Source organism: Providencia sp. PROV182 (assembly GCF_028480325.1).
GTDB lineage: Bacteria > Pseudomonadota > Gammaproteobacteria > Enterobacterales > Enterobacteriaceae > Providencia > Providencia hangzhouensis.
Map to the genome: position 1 here is coordinate 15,223 of NZ_JAMPOL010000008.1, position 17,312 is coordinate 32,534.

The 17,312-nt window shown below is 41.9% G+C and carries 15 protein-coding genes and 1 riboswitch; of the genes, 8 read left to right on the forward strand and 7 right to left on the reverse strand.

All coding sequences use genetic code 11. The annotated features are described in order from the left end of the window. The first annotated feature begins 49 nt into the window (after positions 1 to 49). From tolC to PR834_RS06450, 3 genes are all read left to right on the forward strand, one after another. A complete protein-coding gene (gene tolC, locus PR834_RS06440) occupies positions 50 to 1,438 on the forward strand; it encodes an outer membrane channel protein TolC (RefSeq protein ID WP_036958003.1) in 1,389 nt (462 codons plus the stop codon). A gap of 399 nt (positions 1,439 to 1,837) precedes the next feature. After that, positions 1,838 to 2,542, forward strand: coding sequence for a DUF1190 family protein (locus tag PR834_RS06445; RefSeq protein WP_004257725.1), 705 nt, complete (start codon positions 1,838 to 1,840; stop codon positions 2,540 to 2,542). Positions 2,543 to 2,548: 6 nt separating this feature from the next. Then, complete coding sequence (locus PR834_RS06450) at positions 2,549 to 3,712, forward strand: glutathionylspermidine synthase family protein (RefSeq protein ID WP_004908587.1); 1,164 nt, start codon at positions 2,549 to 2,551, stop codon at positions 3,710 to 3,712. A gap of 81 nt (positions 3,713 to 3,793) precedes the next feature. Here PR834_RS06450 and ygiD read toward each other — a convergent pair whose 3' ends face one another. Beyond that, positions 3,794 to 4,597: a 4,5-DOPA dioxygenase extradiol gene (gene ygiD / locus PR834_RS06455; RefSeq protein ID WP_242439585.1), complete on the reverse strand. Its 804-nt coding sequence runs from the start codon at positions 4,595 to 4,597 to the stop codon at positions 3,794 to 3,796. A 225-nt stretch (positions 4,598 to 4,822) separates the two neighbouring features. Next, positions 4,823 to 5,476 (reverse strand): 3,4-dihydroxy-2-butanone-4-phosphate synthase, encoded by a 654-nt coding sequence (ribB, locus tag PR834_RS06460; protein WP_004257733.1) that lies wholly within the window; start codon positions 5,474 to 5,476, stop codon positions 4,823 to 4,825. Between the two features lie 158 nt (positions 5,477 to 5,634). After that, positions 5,635 to 5,787: riboswitch (FMN riboswitch) on the reverse strand. Between the two features lie 232 nt (positions 5,788 to 6,019). Between ribB and ubiK the strand changes: the two genes are divergently transcribed. Then, on the forward strand, positions 6,020 to 6,286 hold the full coding sequence (ubiK, locus tag PR834_RS06465) for a ubiquinone biosynthesis accessory factor UbiK (RefSeq protein WP_004257742.1): 267 nt from the start codon (positions 6,020 to 6,022) through the stop codon (positions 6,284 to 6,286). 40 nt (positions 6,287 to 6,326) lie between these two features. On the opposite strand, the gene PR834_RS06470 is transcribed toward ubiK, so the two are convergent. The 4 genes from PR834_RS06470 to PR834_RS06485 form a co-directional block, all read right to left on the reverse strand. Further along, positions 6,327 to 6,680 (reverse strand): type II toxin-antitoxin system HicB family antitoxin, encoded by a 354-nt coding sequence (locus tag PR834_RS06470; protein WP_272536532.1) that lies wholly within the window; start codon positions 6,678 to 6,680, stop codon positions 6,327 to 6,329. A 170-nt stretch (positions 6,681 to 6,850) separates the two neighbouring features. Beyond that, entirely contained in the window at positions 6,851 to 8,278 is a 1,428-nt protein-coding gene (gene hldE, locus PR834_RS06475) for a bifunctional D-glycero-beta-D-manno-heptose-7-phosphate kinase/D-glycero-beta-D-manno-heptose 1-phosphate adenylyltransferase HldE (RefSeq protein WP_096864068.1), read from the reverse strand. 92 nt (positions 8,279 to 8,370) lie between these two features. Next, positions 8,371 to 11,217 carry a bifunctional [glutamate--ammonia ligase]-adenylyl-L-tyrosine phosphorylase/[glutamate--ammonia-ligase] adenylyltransferase gene (glnE, locus tag PR834_RS06480; RefSeq protein WP_181489440.1) on the reverse strand — a complete coding sequence of 949 codons (2,847 nt, stop codon included), beginning with the start codon at positions 11,215 to 11,217 and terminating at the stop codon, positions 8,371 to 8,373. Between the two features lie 12 nt (positions 11,218 to 11,229). Beyond that, the gene (locus tag PR834_RS06485; RefSeq protein ID WP_096864067.1) at positions 11,230 to 12,192 is read right to left on the reverse strand and encodes a CYTH domain-containing protein; all 963 of its coding nucleotides are present in this window, start codon (positions 12,190 to 12,192) and stop codon (positions 11,230 to 11,232) included. Positions 12,193 to 12,472: 280 nt separating this feature from the next. Here PR834_RS06485 and PR834_RS06490 point away from each other — a divergent pair, with 280 nt between their 5' ends. Then, positions 12,473 to 13,087: a TIGR04211 family SH3 domain-containing protein gene (locus tag PR834_RS06490; protein ID WP_036958005.1), complete on the forward strand. Its 615-nt coding sequence runs from the start codon at positions 12,473 to 12,475 to the stop codon at positions 13,085 to 13,087. A 14-nt stretch (positions 13,088 to 13,101) separates the two neighbouring features. After that, positions 13,102 to 14,331 (forward strand): multifunctional CCA addition/repair protein, encoded by a 1,230-nt coding sequence (locus tag PR834_RS06495; RefSeq protein WP_272536533.1) that lies wholly within the window; start codon positions 13,102 to 13,104, stop codon positions 14,329 to 14,331. A gap of 39 nt (positions 14,332 to 14,370) precedes the next feature. Here PR834_RS06495 and folB read toward each other — a convergent pair whose 3' ends face one another. Further along, on the reverse strand, positions 14,371 to 14,730 hold the full coding sequence (folB, locus tag PR834_RS06500) for a bifunctional dihydroneopterin aldolase/7,8-dihydroneopterin epimerase (RefSeq protein WP_004257772.1): 360 nt from the start codon (positions 14,728 to 14,730) through the stop codon (positions 14,371 to 14,373). A 108-nt stretch (positions 14,731 to 14,838) separates the two neighbouring features. Between folB and plsY the strand changes: the two genes are divergently transcribed. Continuing rightward, the gene (gene plsY / locus PR834_RS06505; protein WP_004257775.1) at positions 14,839 to 15,495 is read left to right on the forward strand and encodes a glycerol-3-phosphate 1-O-acyltransferase PlsY; all 657 of its coding nucleotides are present in this window, start codon (positions 14,839 to 14,841) and stop codon (positions 15,493 to 15,495) included. A gap of 282 nt (positions 15,496 to 15,777) precedes the next feature. Further along, a complete protein-coding gene (locus tag PR834_RS06510) occupies positions 15,778 to 17,310 on the forward strand; it encodes a methyl-accepting chemotaxis protein (protein WP_272525372.1) in 1,533 nt (510 codons plus the stop codon). Positions 17,311 to 17,312 lie beyond the last annotated feature (2 nt).

Here is a 17,312-nt window from a genome sequence, read left to right on the forward strand (position 1 = left end):
TTTTAGGCAACAGACTCAACTTAATTTGCTGTTTAATCAAGGAATCAAAATGAAGAAACTGCTTCCCCTTTTAATTTCGATGAGTTTTGTGGGTCTCAGTACCAATAGCTATGCAGAAGATTTACTACAGGTTTACCAAAAATCCAAAGAAAGTAACCCTGAATTAAGAAAATCATTAGCTGAACGTAATCAAGCTTTTGAAAAAATTAATGAATCTCGCAGCCCATTATTGCCACAATTAGGTTTAGGTGCAGGAGCTAGCTACGGCAGTGGTTACCGTGACGCAAGAAATACTGAAAGCACAGGTTTAAATGCTTCACTGAAACTCACTCAAGTTGTGTTTGATATGTCGAAATGGCGTCAATTGACTATCCAAGAAAAAACCGCGGGTATTTCTGATGTCACATACCAAACAAGTCAACAGCAATTAATTTTAGATACTGCAACTGCGTATTTTAATGTGTTAAAAGCGATTGACGCGTTATCTTATATTGAAGCAAATAAAGAAGCCGTTTATCGCCAATTAGACCAAGTTACACAACGCTTTAACGTTGGCCTTGTTGCCATTACCGACGTGCAAAACGCCCGTGCAAACTATGATAGCGTTATTGCACAAGAAGTCGCTGGCCGCAATGATTTAGAAAATGCGATTGAAAAACTGCGTCAAGTCAGTGGCGTGTACTACAGCCAACTTGCTTCTTTAAATATCGACCGCTTTAAAACCAATGAGTTGGGCGATATCAACGCTATCCTAAAAGAAGCAGAAGAGCGTAACCTCAGCCTATTAAGCGCACGTTTAGCACAAGATGTTTCTCGTGAAAATATTCGCTTAGCAGAAACAGGCCACATGCCAACAGTTAACTTAGATGCATCAACATCAGTCACAAATAGTTACCAACACGGCAGCGGTTATAATACTCCATATGGTGGTGGTGCGACCAACAGCTATAATGGTCAAAATAGCATTGGCTTAAATTTAAGCATTCCACTGTATACTGGTGGCGCAGTCAGTTCTCAGGTTGAACAAGCACAATATGGTTTCCAAGGTGCTAGTGAACAACTAGAAAGCGTTTACCGTAATGTGATTCAGTTAGTTCGCTCATCATTTAATAACGTATCATCGTCAATCAGTAGCATTAATGCCTACAAACAAGTCGTTGTTTCCGCACAAAGCTCATTAGATGCGATGGAAGCCGGCTATCAAGTAGGAACTCGTACCATTGTTGACGTGTTGACAGCAACAACTGCGCTATACCAAGCGAAACAAAACCTGTCTAATGCACGTTATGACTACATGATTAACCAACTGAATATCGAATTTGCTCGTGGCACACTGAACGAAGACGATATTGCCCGCCTAAATGCGAATTTAGGTAAAGAGATTTCAACCTCTGCAAGTAGTATTATTCGTAATACCAACGCGCCAAAAATGAATTAAAACTCTTAGTTTATTTGAAAATGATATAATGGCCCGCTTATATAGCGGGTTATTTTTTGAAGGAAGCCAAGTAAATCGTTTAGAATTGCTAATTTACACTAATTGAACCGCTTACAACCCCTTTTCATTAGCCTCTGGCACAAATTCAGTTAATTCTCACTCTTATTACTGCGCGCTAGAGCAAAAAACAACCAATAGTTAACACATTGATATAAAATAAAAATATTATTTTTCCCTTTAACTAATACCATGCTAAATAGGAAAAAATAGCAAAAAGTTATCAAAATGATAAATTCAGCTCATTTCTCCTATATTTCTGCTTTAATTTTCAGCGTTTATCCCCTATCCTAGAGCTAACATCTAAAAACATCTTACTTAATTAAATTCAGGGTAATTACCATGACCATGAAGCGTACCAAAGATATTAATCAGAGCGCCTTCCGTAAGTCTTGGCGTTCATACCGTTTAGCGCCTGTGGCTGTTGCGGTCAGTGCCGTATTTATGCTTTCCGCTTGTGAAGAAAGTGATGAAACCGTCTCATTGTACACAAACGCACAAGACTGTAGCCAAGCGAACCCATCACAAGCAGAACAGTGCACTATCGCCTACAATAATGCGCTACAAGAAGCCGCTAAAACTGCACCTAAATATGAAACTCAAGCTGACTGTATTGCTGAGTTTGGTGAAGCTATGTGTACTCAAGCTCCGGCTCAAGCAGGTATTGCTGGCACTAGCTCAACAAATGGTGAACAAACAGCTCAAGCCCAAAGTAGTGGCGGTAGTATGTGGATGCCATTAATGATGGGTTATATGATGGGCCGTATGATGGGCGGTAGCGCTGCATCACAACCATTATTCAGCTCGAAAAACCCAGCTAGCCCTGCCAACGGTAAGTTTGTTGACGCTTCAGGTAAAAGCTATGGCCCTGCTGTTGCAGGTGGTCGTTCCATGAGCGTACCAAAAACAGCTATGGCGCCTAAACCACCAACAACTTCAACCGTGACTCGTGGCGGTTTTGGTGACACCGTCAATAAACAAGCGATGGCACAACGTTCATCTTCTTCTGCAAAATCAACTTCTTCTTCCCGTTCGATGGGTGGTTGATAAGTAATGAAACGAGTTCCTATAGTAGAGCGCCCAAACTGGCGCGAGAAAGCCTCTGAGTTTGGCTTTGAATTTCATACTATGTATGGTGAGCCCTACTGGTCAGAAGATGCGTATTACCAATTTACTATGGCACAAATTGAAGAAATCGAAGATGCAACCGAGCAGTTGCATCAAATGTGCCTAAAAGTGGTTGAACGTGTTGTTGAAAGCGATGAGTTAATGGCACGTTTTCAGATCCCTAAGCATTGTTGGGAATTTGTTCGCAGCTCATGGAAAAGCGAGCAACCTTCGTTATATTCCAGGCTTGACCTCGCTTACGATGGTATTAACCCACCTAAGCTATTGGAAAACAATGCGGATACTCCAACCTCATTATATGAGTCTGCATTTTTCCAATGGATCTGGCTAGAAGATCAAATTGAAGCAGGAAAACTCCCTGAAAATGCCGATCAGTTTAATAGCATTCAAGAGCAATTGATCGAACGCTTTACGCAATTAAAAGATCAGTATGGTTTTCGTTTGTTGCATATGTCTTGTTGCCGTGACACTGAAGAAGATCGTGGTACCGTTCAATATCTACAAGACTGTGCAAATGAAGCGGGTATTGCCACTGAATTCTTATATATCGATGAAATTGGCCTAGGTGAAAAAGGTGAGTTTTCGGATACCCAAGATCAGGTGATTAGTAACCTGTTCAAGTTATATCCATGGGAATTTATGCTAAGAGAAATTTTCTCGACTAAATTGCAAGACGCTGGCGTACGCTGGTTAGAACCTGCATGGAAGAGCATCATTTCTAACAAAGCTTTATTGCCTATGTTATGGGAAATGTTCCCAGATCACCCAAATTTACTGCCTGCCTATTTTGCGGATGGCAAAACCCAGCCAGAACTCGAGAAATACGTTATTAAGCCATTATTTTCTCGTGAAGGTGCTAATATCCGTATTATCGAAAATGGTAAGGAAATTGCAGCCGCAGATGGCCCATACGGCGAAGAAGGTATGATTATTCAACAGTTCCATCCACTTCCACAATTTGAAGGTAACTACACCTTAGTCGGAAGCTGGTTGGTGAATGATCAACCTGCGGGGATCTGTATTCGTGAAGATAAAGAACTGATCACTCAAGACTTATCACGCTTTTATCCACATACGATCATCGACTAATCGTATTTAACGTTAAAAGGAAAGCCCAAATATAGCAATATGATTTGGGCTTTTTTATGAAACAAAGCTATCGCAGAAAACTTACCCTACCTGAATAGACAACATACTTAACGATGCTGACACAATTCCTTCAATCGGTGTACTGATCTCTTCTTGACCATCCCAAGTTCCTAAAATAGGTAAAATAGGCAAGTAATGTTCTGGTGATGGGTTAGATAATTTACCATCCTCCCGTTCTAATCCTTTAGTCAGTGGGTGAGGCGTTTCATGACTTTGCAGATTGTCATATACAAATTTTTCAAAAGATATTGCCCACGGGTACGGCTCAGCATGAGAGTTCTGCCAATTCATCGCCCGTAAATTGTGGACAACATTGCCACTGCCCATAATCAGCACGCCTTTCTCCCTTAAAACACTCAATTTTTTACCGAGTTCATAGTGCCAAGTGGCGGGCTTGCTACCATCGATACTCAGTTGGATCACGGGGATATCCGCTTCTGGATACATACGCAGCAAAATTTCCCATGTACCGTGGTCTAATCCCCACTCTTGTTCATCAAGGTAAATTGGCTCAGGGGCGAGTAATGAAACAACTTGCTGAGCTAATTCAGGAGAACCAGGAGCTGGATATTCGATTTGATACAAGGCTTCGGGGAACCCGCCAAAATCATGAATCGTTTTTGGTTTTAACATCGAAGTCACAGCAGTACCGCGCGTATACCAATGGGCTGAAATCACCAAAATTGCGCGTGGCCGAGATAAGGCTTTACCGAGATTTTCCCACGCTTGAGTGTAAGGGTTATCCTCAATCGCATTCATAGGGCTACCATGACCAATAAAAATGGCAGGGATCTTATTTTTTACCATCGAAGTATTTACTGACATGATGATTTCAACTCCAACTCAATTAGTTTCTCCCTACAGCATACGCTTTCCAGCAAAAAACACAGTGGGCTAATTATGAGTATGATCATCAAAAAAATTGAAAAGGCCACGAGGTGTGCAACTCAGTGGCCTTTATAACATTCTATATGCTTAACAGACTATTTATTACCTAAATAACTAAAACCATTACATTAGATAATATTCAAGATATGACGAGAAAAAAGATTAGCTCGCTTTCTTTTCCTGCAACTGACGATACTGAACTAAGTCTTCAATCGTCACCACAGTCAAACCATGTTGCTGACCAAACGCAGCCACTTCTGGGGTACGAGCCATAGAACCATCATCATTGGTTAACTCACACAGCACACCGGCTGGCTTGAAACCTGCTAATATTGCTAAATCGATAGACGCTTCAGTATGACCACGACGCGTTAATACCCCGCCTTCACGGCCACGCAGAGGGAAAACATGTCCTGGATGATTAAGGTCTGAAGGAACGGCGTTATCTGCAATTGCAGCGCGAATAGTAGTGATACGGTCTGCGGCAGAAACCCCTGTCGTCACACCTTGTGCCGCTTCAATGGTCACAGTAAAGCCTGTTTGATTTTGGCTCGTATTGTTATCTACCATCATAGGTAGTTCGAGTTGCTTGCGGCGCTCTTCAGTAATACAAAGGCACACGATCCCACTGCTATAACGAATGGTAAATGCCATTTGCTCGGCGGTCATAGTTTCTGCTGCAAAAACTAAATCGCCTTCGTTCTCACGATCTTCATCATCAAGAACAAGAACACCTTTACCTTGGCGTAATGCCTCGATAGCATTTTCAACACGTTCGATAGGATTGCCAAATACAGAAAGTAGCGAATGATCCATGGTAAAAAACCTCTTAAATAGTTATTAACTAGTTACCAGAATCAAGGCAGTCTTAGGAATACGAGAAATGGTGAATATATAAATAGCCAATAAAAGGCATTTACCTATTCAGGTATGCAGAACACTATTGTGCGTAATCGCACAAACATGCAGATACTGTTAATTCTCTCCCATCCGGACTATAACCGTCGGCCCCAGATTCACACTGGGTCTGCTGACCTTTACCATAAAAATGATAAAGCGCTCGCGGGCTTCATGCGTGATGCATGTTTACCGCCGGTGGGGACTTTCACCCCGCCCTGAGATATACGCAATTAATATAACGCCAATAATTCAAGTTCGCAACGATGATAATCAAAATTGGCGAACGACTCACACTTTTAGCCAAAAAACATGAATAAAAACTTAGAGTTATCAAGGTTAATTTCACTACTGGCTCTAAACCTCTCTCTAAATAATTCAAGCTAGCGCAAGGCAGCAAGAGGTATTAAACTAGTCCCAACAATTCACAACAATATTTTGATAAACTTAAGGACCCGCGAAATGCTCGATCCGAAAAAAATTGAACAAGTTGCCCGCCAAATTCAAGGCGCTTTACCACAAGGCGTACGCGATTTAGGTGAAGATTTTGATAAAAAACTGCGTTCACTGTTACAATCACAACTCGGCAAATTAGACTTAGTCAGTCGTGAAGAATTTGATATTCAAACTCAAGTCTTATTACGCACCCGTGAAAAATTAGCGAAGATGGAACAACGCGTCAGCGCACTCGAAGCCCATTTAAATGTAGAAGAAAAAACGGCTGAGTAATTAAATTGAAAAAGTGATACCGATTAAGGCGTCACTTTTGTTATTTGATATTCAATTCACGCTCAAGCAGCTGAACAATATACTGATTTTTAGAAACATTATGCTCAGTTGTTACCGCATTTAAATAAGCCTCTAAGCGGCTTGGGTAACGCAGCGTAAATGACTTTACCGTTTCTTGTTCTTTGAACGGGTTAATCCCTTTTTCTTGGCAGCCTTCGATGTATTCTGCTAAAGAAATTCGCGCTTCTTTTTTTAACCCTTCAATGCTATCAGAAACAAAATCACAGTAACCACTTACATCTAAAAACTTACCACGAAGCGCTTTAATTTCAGCTTCATAGATAACAGATGCAGGATGGCCGTCTATCGTCATCACATTACTGCTTTTAATCATATTCCACCCCTATCGTATTTTCCATGACGTCATATTGTGATATCAAAATCTAAAGCAAAAAAAATATGACGTCAACATTTGACGCCATATTGATTTTAAATAAATAAAAACCTCACGGCGTTTTTACATACCCACGTGAGGTTATTAACTTGCTAATTAATAATGATAAATTAACTGGTTTTCATGATATTTTTGATGATATTGGTTGTAGAAATACCATCTTCAAAGTTAAGTACTTTAACTTCGCCTCCCGCGGCCCATACCTCCGCACTGCCCGCGATCTCTTCAGGGCGGTAATCCCCCCCTTTAACTAAGATATCAGGCAAAACTTCTGCGATTAGACGCTGTGGAGTGTCCTCTTCAAAAGCCACGACCCAATCTACTGCCCCTAAAGCCCCTAGTACAGTCATACGCTGTTCTAATGGGTTAACTGGACGTGTTTCACCTTTTAAGCGGCGTGTCGAAGCATCACTATTTACAGCCACAATTAGGCGGTCACCCAATTTACGCGCGTTAGCTAAATAAGACACATGCCCAGCATGGAGAATATCAAAACAGCCATTAGTCATCACTACACGTTCACCGCGCAGTCTTGCATTCTCAACCGCTTGTTTTAATTCACTTTCAGTCATAACACCAAAACCAGTGTCAGCACGGCCACGAATAGCGTTTTCTAATTCAATAGGCGAAACCGTTGAAGTCCCTAATTTGCCCACCACCACGCCTGCTGCGGCATTAGCTAGTGCGCAGGCTTCATGTAATGGGCGGCCAGATGCAATAGAGGCAGCGAGAACCCCAATAACCGTATCCCCTGCCCCCGTCACGTCAAACACTTCTTGTGCTTGAGTCGGTAAATGCAATGGGGCTTCATCACGGCGAATTAAGCTCATACCTTGTTCTGAGCGCGTAATTAGCAGCGCTTTAAGCTCCAATGACTGAAGCAGCTTCATGCCTTTTTCTTCAACGTCTTGGTTGTTTTTACATGGCCCAACAATCGCTTCAAACTCAGACATATTTGGCGTCAATAAAGTTGCCCCACGGTAACGTTCGAAATTGTTTCCTTTCGGGTCAATCAAGACTGGAACATTGGCCTTGTTGGCGAGCGCTATCATCTTTTCAACATGAGTTAACGCCCCTTTTGCATAGTCAGACAGCACTAGTGCGCCAATGTGTGGCAGTGCTTGTTCTATGCGCTCCAGTACAGGGGCAACATCCACGTTTTCAAAACCTTCTTCAAAATCGAGGCGAATAAGTTGCTGATTACGTGAAAGTACGCGTAATTTAGTAATGGTTGGATGGGTGGGGATAGCCACAAAATCACAACGAACCTGCACGGCATTTAAATTTTTAGTGAGTGCTTTTGCCGCGTCATCAATTCCAGTTAACCCCACAAGGCGTGAATTTGCACCCAATGACGCAATATTCATCGCGACGTTAGCCGCACCACCGGGACGCTCTTCGACCATTGTGACTTTAACAACCGGGACAGGGGCTTCTGGCGAGATACGGTTTGCAGGACCATGCCAATAACGGTCTAACATAACATCACCAACCACCAGCACACCGGCTTGTTTATAATCCGGAAGAGTTACTTTCATCCTGCACTCCAGTCTTAAAAAGGAAATCTGATAATAATTAGCAACAATACTAGCATATTGCGCTGTTTAGCTAAATAAAATGCGTTTGTTCTTTATTCTTCAAGCCATTTTTGCCAACTTGCTAAAACTTGTTCACGTTGCTGAGAAAATTGGCTTATCTCTACACGGCTTGGTAGTGATTGTAATGCTAAGTGATGGAGCTCATTACGCATTGTGACATACGCTAGAGTTAAAGCATTCGCTTCATCTTCTGGCATAAAACCATACTGCGCCATCAACTCGAAAATACGCACATTATCAGACCAACGTGTTAGCGCATTATTTTCTGCGGCAAAACGCAAAACTAAGTATTGTGCGATAAATTCAATATCAGTAATCCCACCAGGATCCGCTTTTAAGTCGAATTCATTGACTTGATGACTTCCTAGGTGCTGATGCATTTTCAACCGCATATCACGCACTTGCTGTTGCAAAGTTTTAGGGTCTCTTGGCATACACAGAGTTTCGTGGCGAGTCTGTATAAATTGCCGTTGTAAATCCTCATCACCAAACACCATTCGAGCTCGAATTAGCGCTTGATGTTCCCATGTCCAAGCATCATTTTTTTGGTAATCATCAAATGATTGTATGGTACTGACCAACATTCCTGATTCACCAGAAGGCCTGAGTCGCGCATCAACTTCATACAACACACCAGAAGGGGTTCGAGTACTAAACAAATGGATAATACGCTGAGCAACACGCAAGTAAAATTGGCGAGCGTCAATGGAACGTTCACCATTGGTGACCACATCTAAAGGGCAATCGAAGAGAAAAACAAGGTCTAAGTCAGAGCCATAGCCCAGTTCCCAGCCGCCTAGCTTTCCATAACCTAATACCGCAAACCCATATTGTTTTTTGTCACTTTGCTCTAGATGCGCTGGCTCACCATAGCGTTTTACCATTTTTTGCCACGCTTGGTGTACCACCGCATCAATAATTGCTTCCGCAAGGTAAGTCAGATGATCACTGACTTTCATTACCGGCAAAACACCTGAAATATCTTCAGCAGCAATACGCAATAATTGAGCTTGTTTGAATTGACGTAATGCTTCAAGTTGTTGTTCTTCGTCATCTTCAGGAACGCGCATTAAATATTGGCGCAGCTCATCACGGTAGGCCGTTAGCGGTAAGGGTTGGTATAACGATTGAGGGTCGAGTAACTCATCAAGTAACAATGGGTGGCGAGCTAATTGTTCCGCTATCATAGGTGAAGCCGCACATAAACGAATAACGTGCGTCAAAACCTCATCAAATTCAAGCATTAACTCTAGGTAAGTAGTGCGGCTAACAATGCTCAGTAACAGTGGTGTGATGCGCTCAATGACTTGCCCTGCATCATCACGCTCACCGACTTTAGCCAATAATTTAGGCATTAATTCATCAAGAACATCTCGCCCTCGAGGACCAATGGTGCGTTTATTGAGATCATGACGGAACATCACTATACCGTGAATGATACGTTGTGCAATCTCTTCACTTTTAGACGGCAAATAGCTGGCTAATTCTTCTTTTGATAATTCACTTTGCCATAATGTGATATAAATTTCATCGAATACATCAATGTTCTCAGAGTCATCTTCCTGTCCTATTTGCTCGGTGAATATTTGATGCACCGCAACCATTTTTTGACTCAAAACCTGATAAAATGCAGGCCAATCAGCAAAGCCCATCCCCCATGCTAAACGCGCTTGGTTTAAAGCCTCTTCGGGGAGTGTTTGTGTCTGTTGGTCATCAATACATTGCAGTAAATTTTCGACTCTACGCAAGAAAAGGTAGCCATCTTGCAGAATATTAACCTGATCTTCGGTTAACAATGCGAGTTCACGGATCCCTTGTAACGTTGAAAATAAAGATTGCGACTGTAAAACAGGTTCTCGTCCCCCTCGAATGAGTTGGAAAACCTGTGAAACAAATTCAACTTCGCGGATCCCTCCAGCACCTAATTTGATGTTATTGACCAAACCACGACGCCGAACCTCTCGCTCAATCATATTTTTCATATTGCGTAAGGATTGGATCACGCTAAAGTCGATATAGCGACGATAAACGAAAGGACGCAAAAGCTTTCGCAAACACTCCTCATAATGGAGGCTATCAGCGCCCATAATACGGGCTTTAACCATCGCGTAGCGTTCCCAGTCTCGCCCTTGTTCTTGGTAATAATCCTCAAGCGCAGAAAAGCTAAAAACCAGCGGGCCGCTATCTCCAAATGGCCGTAAACGCATATCGACCCGATAAACAAAGCCATATTCCGTCACTTGATCGAGTACGCGGATCAATTTTTGCCCTAAACGCGTAAAAAATTGCGCATTATCTAACTCTTTTCGGCCACCTTGGGTAACCCCATTTTCTGGATAAGCAAAAATCAGGTCAATATCAGAAGAAAAATTGAGCTCTCGGCCCCCCAACTTCCCCATCCCTAAAACCAACAGCGGCTGTGGTTTTCCTTCTGCATTACAAGGTGTTCCCCATGACTGACGATATTCTTGATACAACCAGTCTCGCGCTGCAACAACCAAAGTTTCCGCCAATATACTGAGCTGATAAATCGTTTCTTTTTGCGTGCTTATTTCTAGCACTTGCATCCATGCACAGCGCACTAACATATGATGACGAAATGAGCGCAACACTCGCATCAAGTGGTCTTCGTTGCTAACAGATGACAAATCTTGAGCTAACCATGATGCATAACTTTTCCATTCATCGGCTTGTGGTGGTCGAGAGCGAATTTCAAGTAAAAACCGCGGATGTGCTAATACTTGCTTTAACACAAAATCACTAAATGCAAGCACTTGAATTTCTTGTTCATTTAACGGTAATAATTCATTCGTTTGTTCCGCTAACTGGCTTAAAACGCGTTCACCTTGGCTTTGTAATAACTCAGGAAAAGCATGCATATTATCAATACCTTAATGGGCTTCTTGATAGGTTAAAGCACTTAACCACTGGATAAAGGCTAATTTACACTTTAACCACTGGCTGCTATAGCAAAAATCCTCAGCACTAATTGCTTCATCGGCAATATCTGAACGTAATTGTTCCAGTGGAGTGTCATGAATAAAGTGAGGTACAGAATTTTGGTAATGCACTAAAAATGCCTGAACAAAACGTAAAAACTCACTGAAGCCTTGGCGTGCATTGCTGCCATTTGCTAACCAGTAGTCTTCATGCTGCTGGCAAAGTAATTGCATATGCGTTAATGATTTTTCGAGGGGGTACTCTTCATAGTCAAACACCGAATTTGGAGGAGTTAATGGCGCTTTTGTCGGCGATAACAATGAATAACCACGTGCAGCTTTGCTAAGTGATGACAAATGTAAGCCGTCGATATCTGCAAATTTCTTCGCTAAATTGAGTACATCAGCAATAAAGCCTTTTTTTAGTTCTAGTTCAAACTCTTGAATAGGCAAATCCTTTGCGCCAGAGGAAATTTCACCTTGGTCAAAAACCACTTCTATTTCGCTATCTTCAAAAGTCACTAACCACTTTTCACGGGTAAAATTGGTGCTAAAGAGGATATTTAATTCAGACTGAAGCTGTGAAACATCAGTGCCTTCAGGCCAAATTTCAGCCGGTAATGCGGCTAAATCAAGCTCAGGTGAATCAATGTCAACATTATATTCAGGCCGTTGGTGTAAGCCGCCTATCGCCTGCCCAGCCGTTTTCATTGTCATTTCATAACGACCATCACAACCGCGGATACGTAAGCCCATATCCCACTGACGTAACTGCTTATTTGCCGTATCAAAGTAGATATTGGTTAACTTCGTCGGCTCACTGTATTGGTGAGACAATGTCGATAGACACTGTCGTACAGCCTCTATTGCGGAACTCTTAGCGGCAAGTTTGAGTTCAACCTCTACGTGGCTCATACATATCCTTATTTAATTATTTCACTTCACTCATATTACCCCAATCAAGCTAAGCTGAGAAAAGAAACTGTGTGATAAACAAAAATTCTACCTGTCATATTTCTTTCAGTGAGTTATATTGAAAACAAAGTAAAAATAAGGGTAATTTAGACAGTTAGGATAGTTCTCATTCTCCTTTAGACTGTAGAGACATCTGCGTTTAGGATTTGCACCCTCGCGTTTTACTCATTAGTATTCAATTAATATAAAACTCATTCACCATCAAAAGACTGTAAATACCATGCGAAAAATTCCATTATTATTAATTTCAATCATGGGGCTAGGCCTTTCCTTAAACTCACATGCAGCAGAAAAACGTTATGTGTCAGATGATTTATCCACATACGTTCATAGTGGACCTGGCACAAAATATCGTATTGTAGGTACGCTCAATGCCGGGGAAGCGGTTGAACTGCTTTCCACAGATAACAAATTTGCACAAGTTCGCGATGAAAAAGGTAGAACGGTCTGGTTACCTGTTGACCAACTCAGCAATACTCCAAGCATGAAAACCCGCATTCCAGAACTTGAAGCTGAGAATCAAAAGCTACGTCAACAACTCGACAATATCGACAGTACGTGGAATACACGAACTGCAGATATGCAGCAAAAAGTGGCTGATAATGACAATATCGTCAGCCAGCTAAAAGCCGAAAATGAAAAATTAAAAAATGAGTTGATCAAATCCGGTAAAAAGCTAGAGATTGCAGAGGTCAACTTAGATGATCGCCGTCGCGAATTAATCTTACAATGGTTTATGTATGGCGGTGGTGTTGCCGGTGTTGGCTTAATTTTAGGTTTGATTTTACCGCACATTATTCCGCGTCGTAAAAAACGTAATGATGGTTGGATGTAATTGAGGCCATTCAAATGAAAGTCTATCTCGTGGGTGGCGCAGTGCGTGATCAACTTCTTGGACTACCTATTTCAGATAGAGACTACGTGGTGGTTGGTACAACCCCCGAGGCAATGCTATCTCAAGGTTTTCAACAAGTAGGAAAGGATTTTCCGGTTTTCTTGCACCCAAAGACCCATGAAGAATACGCTTTAGCCCGAACAGAGCGTAAAATTGGTGCGGGCTATACTGGTTTTAGCTGCTATAGCGCACCTGATGTGACCATTGAAGATGATTTGCTACGTCGCGATCTGACAATTAACGCGATAGCACAAAGTGAATCAGGTGAAATTGTTGACCCATACCAAGGCGTGAAAGACCTCAAGAGCCGTGTTTTACGGCATGTTTCTGATGCATTTTCTGAAGACCCTTTACGGGTCTTGCGGGTTGCTCGTTTTGCTGCTCGCTACTTTGAGCATGGTTTTACTATCGCACCAGAAACATTAACCTTGATGCAAACAATGGCCGCTACAGGGGAATTATCTTACCTCACCGCTGAGCGCGTTTGGACGGAAACAGAAAAAGCGCTGAAATCAAATTATCCACAGGTGTATTTTGATGTTTTACGCCAATGTGGTGCATTAGCTGTACTTTTTCCTGAAGTTGATGCGTTATTTGGTGTTCCTGCCCCTGAAAAATGGCACCCAGAAATTGATACGGGTATCCACACTCTAATGGTAATGAAAGTGATTGCCGAGCTATCTAATAATGTGGATATTCGCTTTGCTGCCTTATGCCATGATTTAGGTAAAGCGCTGACACCGCCTGATATTTGGCCGAGTCATCCAAACCACGGTGAGGCAGGTATTCCATTAATAGAAACTCTCTGCGCAAGATTAAAAGTACCCACTACGGCTCGTGACTTAGCTCGTCTAGCGGCACGCTATCATGATAAAATCCATGTTATCAATAAATTACCTGCTAATGAGCTAATTGCGATTTTTGATGGGCTTGATAGCTGGCGTAAACCAGAACGTATTGAACAACTGAGTTTAATCAGTGAAGCGGATGCAAGAGGCCGGTTAGGGCTCGAACAGCAAACGTACCCACAAGGGATATATTTCAAGCAGGCTTTTACTATCGCACAAGCGGTTGATGTCAAACCTATCGTTGAACAGGGATTTAAAGGCCCTGAAATTCGCCAAGAACTTACAAAACAACGCATTGAAGCGGTAACAGATTGGCAGCAGCAACAAATCATCTAACGACCATAAAACTGGCGGCTAAACACCGCCAGTCATCATTTAAGCGGTTTTCATGCCTCTTTCTATAATAACCCCAACCTGCTTGGCTCGCGCCACGGCTCCCGGCTTAGCCACCTTAATACGAACCCATGGGCTAGCAAACTGTGTCATCAATAACTGTGCAACTTCTTCAGCAACACGTTCTACTAACCCAAACTTGTTATTCCCTACATGAGCTAGGATAGCCTGACTAACTTTGGCATAATCTAGGCAATATTCTACATTATCGCTCATAGACGCGCGTTTGTTATCCCATCCCATTTCGATATCGAGCACGAGTTTCTGTTCAATATCTTGTTCCCAGTCATATACACCAATCGTGGTGATGACTGATAATTGCTCAATAAATACGATATCCATCACGTCATTTTCTCATTTATGTACTGAATTGATACCACTTCAGCAAAAATATGCGTATTATCCAAGACTGAAGTGAATTTATGGCCTTAACCGTTTTTGGAGTTAGCTATGAGTGCAACCGCGCTTGGCATGATAATCTTCGCCTATCTTTGTGGCTCAGTTTCGAGTGCGATACTGATCTGCCGTTTGGCGAGACTACCCGACCCCCGTCAACACGGCTCTGGTAACCCTGGTGCAACTAACGTATTACGTGTAGGCGGTAAAGCAGCCGCTGCCGGAGTACTCATTTGTGACGTATTAAAAGGGATGATACCAGTTTGGCTTGCTTATTATTTAAATGTGCAGCCATTCTATCTTGGCTTTGTTGCAATTGCAGCCTGTCTTGGGCATATATATCCCATTTTCTTTCGTTTCAAAGGCGGAAAAGGGGTAGCAACCGCATTTGGTTCAATTGCTGCTATTGGTTGGGATCTTTCTGGTTTAGTCGCAGGGACATGGTTACTTACGGTATTGCTTAGTGGTTACTCATCACTCGGCGCGATTGTCAGCGCCTTACTTGCCCCCTTCTATGTTTGGTGGTTTAAACCTGAATTTACCTTCCCTGTCGCCATGCTGTCTTGTTTAGTGTTAGTTCGCCATCACGGTAATATACAACGCCTTTGGCGCGGTCAAGAAAGCCGTATTTGGCAAAAACTAAAAAACAAAAAGCAAAAAACCAATAAAGAAATAGCCCAAGAAACCAAAGAACAAGAACTAGATGACTAATCGTTAATATCGTTAATATGATTTTTCCTAAGAAGAGCTGATTTCAGCTCTTTTTTTATGCTATTTGCCTTGTTTAAAATTTCCAAAAACTCCCCCAATAACAACCGTTCGATATCTCTCCTTAAAACTGTACTGATAGCAATTTGTGCTACGTTACATTTTTGCCATAACCAGCGCACACTTTTAAAAAAAAGTTAAATAATTGCAAATTTATTACTAATGAATATTTAAAAGCTGTCGACTATATAAAAGGAAAATTAAACAATAATAATGGTATTTATAATGAGCAGAACCCCTTATATCACTCAAAACGAATATGTATTAGATGAAAATATCACCTTGATGACAACCAGCGATTTGCAAGGAAATATTGCCCACGCTAATGATTTCTTTGTACAGGTTAGTGGTTATGAATTAGATGAGTTATTAACACGTCCACACAATATTATCCGCCATCCGGATATGCCCAAGGAAGCTTTTGCCGACATGTGGGCAACACTTAAAAAAGGAGAACCTTGGACTGGTATTGTGAAAAATCGTCGCAAAAATGGCGACCATTACTGGGTTCGAGCCAATATCATTCCAATGGAACGAAAAGGGGCTATTACGGGCTATATGTCTATTCGGACACGCGCAACACGTGAAGAAATTGCTACGGTAGAACCCATTTATGACGCAATGAATGAAAATAAAAGCCAACGAAAAATTTTTAAGGGAATTGTGCTTTCTAAAAAAATGCCATTTCACTTTTCAACATATTCAACGCGTTCGCGTATCCGGCTAATCATGAGTTTGTTATTTATTCTTTGGCTCATCATGGCAAGCTTCATTCCCCAGCCAATCGCACCGCTTATGATGATGAGTGCCTGTACATTTATCACGTTACTGATCGGTAATGTGGTATTTGAAAAAATGCTAGCAGCGCCATTGGAAGACATCACCAAACAAGCACTTGGTATTGCACGAGGAAATCGACATAGCGTTAACCATATGCAGCGCACAGATGAAATTGGCTTAGTATTACGTTCTATTGGGCAACTGGGGTTAATCTGCCGCTGGTTAATCAAAGATGTCTCCGAACAAGTTGATAACGTTCGCAAAGGCAGTGAATCTTTGGTTTCTGACTGTCATGAATTAGAAACACATACTCAGAGAACCGTCGGATACATGCAACAAACCGTTGCGACAATGAACCAAATGTCCGTTTCTGTAAAAATGAATGCCGATAATACTATTCAAGTTGATCAACTTTCCAATACCACCAGCGAAACCGCAGTCAGTGGGGGCGCAATGATGGAAGCTGTTGTTGATACCATGAATGAAATTGTCAGTAGTACCAGCAAAATCAATTCCATCACTGATGTGATTAAAGACATCGCATTTCAAACTAATATACTCGCGTTAAATGCGGCGGTAGAAGCCGCGCGTGCAGGTGAACAAGGGAAAGGCTTTGCTGTGGTTGCCAATGAGGTCCGTAGCCTTGCAAGCCGCAGTGCAAGCGCAGTGAATGATATTCGCGAATTAATTAATGATTGTGAAAAGAAAGTCAATTCAGGAAAAAATCAAGTCCATACGGCAGGAGATACCATGAAGGAAATTGTTGACCAAATACAAAACGTCACTCAATTGATCACCCATATTAGCCAAGCGACCTCTGAACAAGCGGCTGGTATCGCCGACATTACCCAAGCAGTCAGTGAGCTCGAAACCATCACACAACAAAGTACATTACTGGTAGAGCAAAGCACAGAGACATCAACGATGGTAAAAGCACGCTCAAGCCGACTTGAAGATGCTGTTGTTGTTTTACATTAATA

Coding starts and splice junctions, on each gene's coding strand:
- PR834_RS06450 (WP_004908587.1), top strand. CDS start 2,549: ATGAAACGAGTTCCTATAGTAGAGCGCCCAAACTGGCGCGAGAAAGCC.
- glnE (WP_181489440.1), bottom strand. CDS start 11,217: ATGCATGCTTTTCCTGAGTTATTACAAAGCCAAGGTGAACGCGTTTTA.
- PR834_RS06510 (WP_272525372.1), top strand. CDS start 15,778: ATGAGCAGAACCCCTTATATCACTCAAAACGAATATGTATTAGATGAA.
- hldE (WP_096864068.1), bottom strand. CDS start 8,278: ATGAAAGTAACTCTTCCGGATTATAAACAAGCCGGTGTGCTGGTGGTT.
- ubiK (WP_004257742.1), top strand. CDS start 6,020: ATGCTCGATCCGAAAAAAATTGAACAAGTTGCCCGCCAAATTCAAGGC.
- PR834_RS06485 (WP_096864067.1), bottom strand. CDS start 12,192: ATGAGCCACGTAGAGGTTGAACTCAAACTTGCCGCTAAGAGTTCCGCA.
- tolC (WP_036958003.1), top strand. CDS start 50: ATGAAGAAACTGCTTCCCCTTTTAATTTCGATGAGTTTTGTGGGTCTC.
- PR834_RS06445 (WP_004257725.1), top strand. CDS start 1,838: ATGACCATGAAGCGTACCAAAGATATTAATCAGAGCGCCTTCCGTAAG.
- plsY (WP_004257775.1), top strand. CDS start 14,839: ATGAGTGCAACCGCGCTTGGCATGATAATCTTCGCCTATCTTTGTGGC.
- PR834_RS06470 (WP_272536532.1), bottom strand. CDS start 6,680: ATGATTAAAAGCAGTAATGTGATGACGATAGACGGCCATCCTGCATCT.
- folB (WP_004257772.1), bottom strand. CDS start 14,730: ATGGATATCGTATTTATTGAGCAATTATCAGTCATCACCACGATTGGT.
- ribB (WP_004257733.1), bottom strand. CDS start 5,476: ATGGATCATTCGCTACTTTCTGTATTTGGCAATCCTATCGAACGTGTT.
- ygiD (WP_242439585.1), bottom strand. CDS start 4,597: ATGTCAGTAAATACTTCGATGGTAAAAAATAAGATCCCTGCCATTTTT.
- PR834_RS06495 (WP_272536533.1), top strand. CDS start 13,102: ATGAAAGTCTATCTCGTGGGTGGCGCAGTGCGTGATCAACTTCTTGGA.
- PR834_RS06490 (WP_036958005.1), top strand. CDS start 12,473: ATGCGAAAAATTCCATTATTATTAATTTCAATCATGGGGCTAGGCCTT.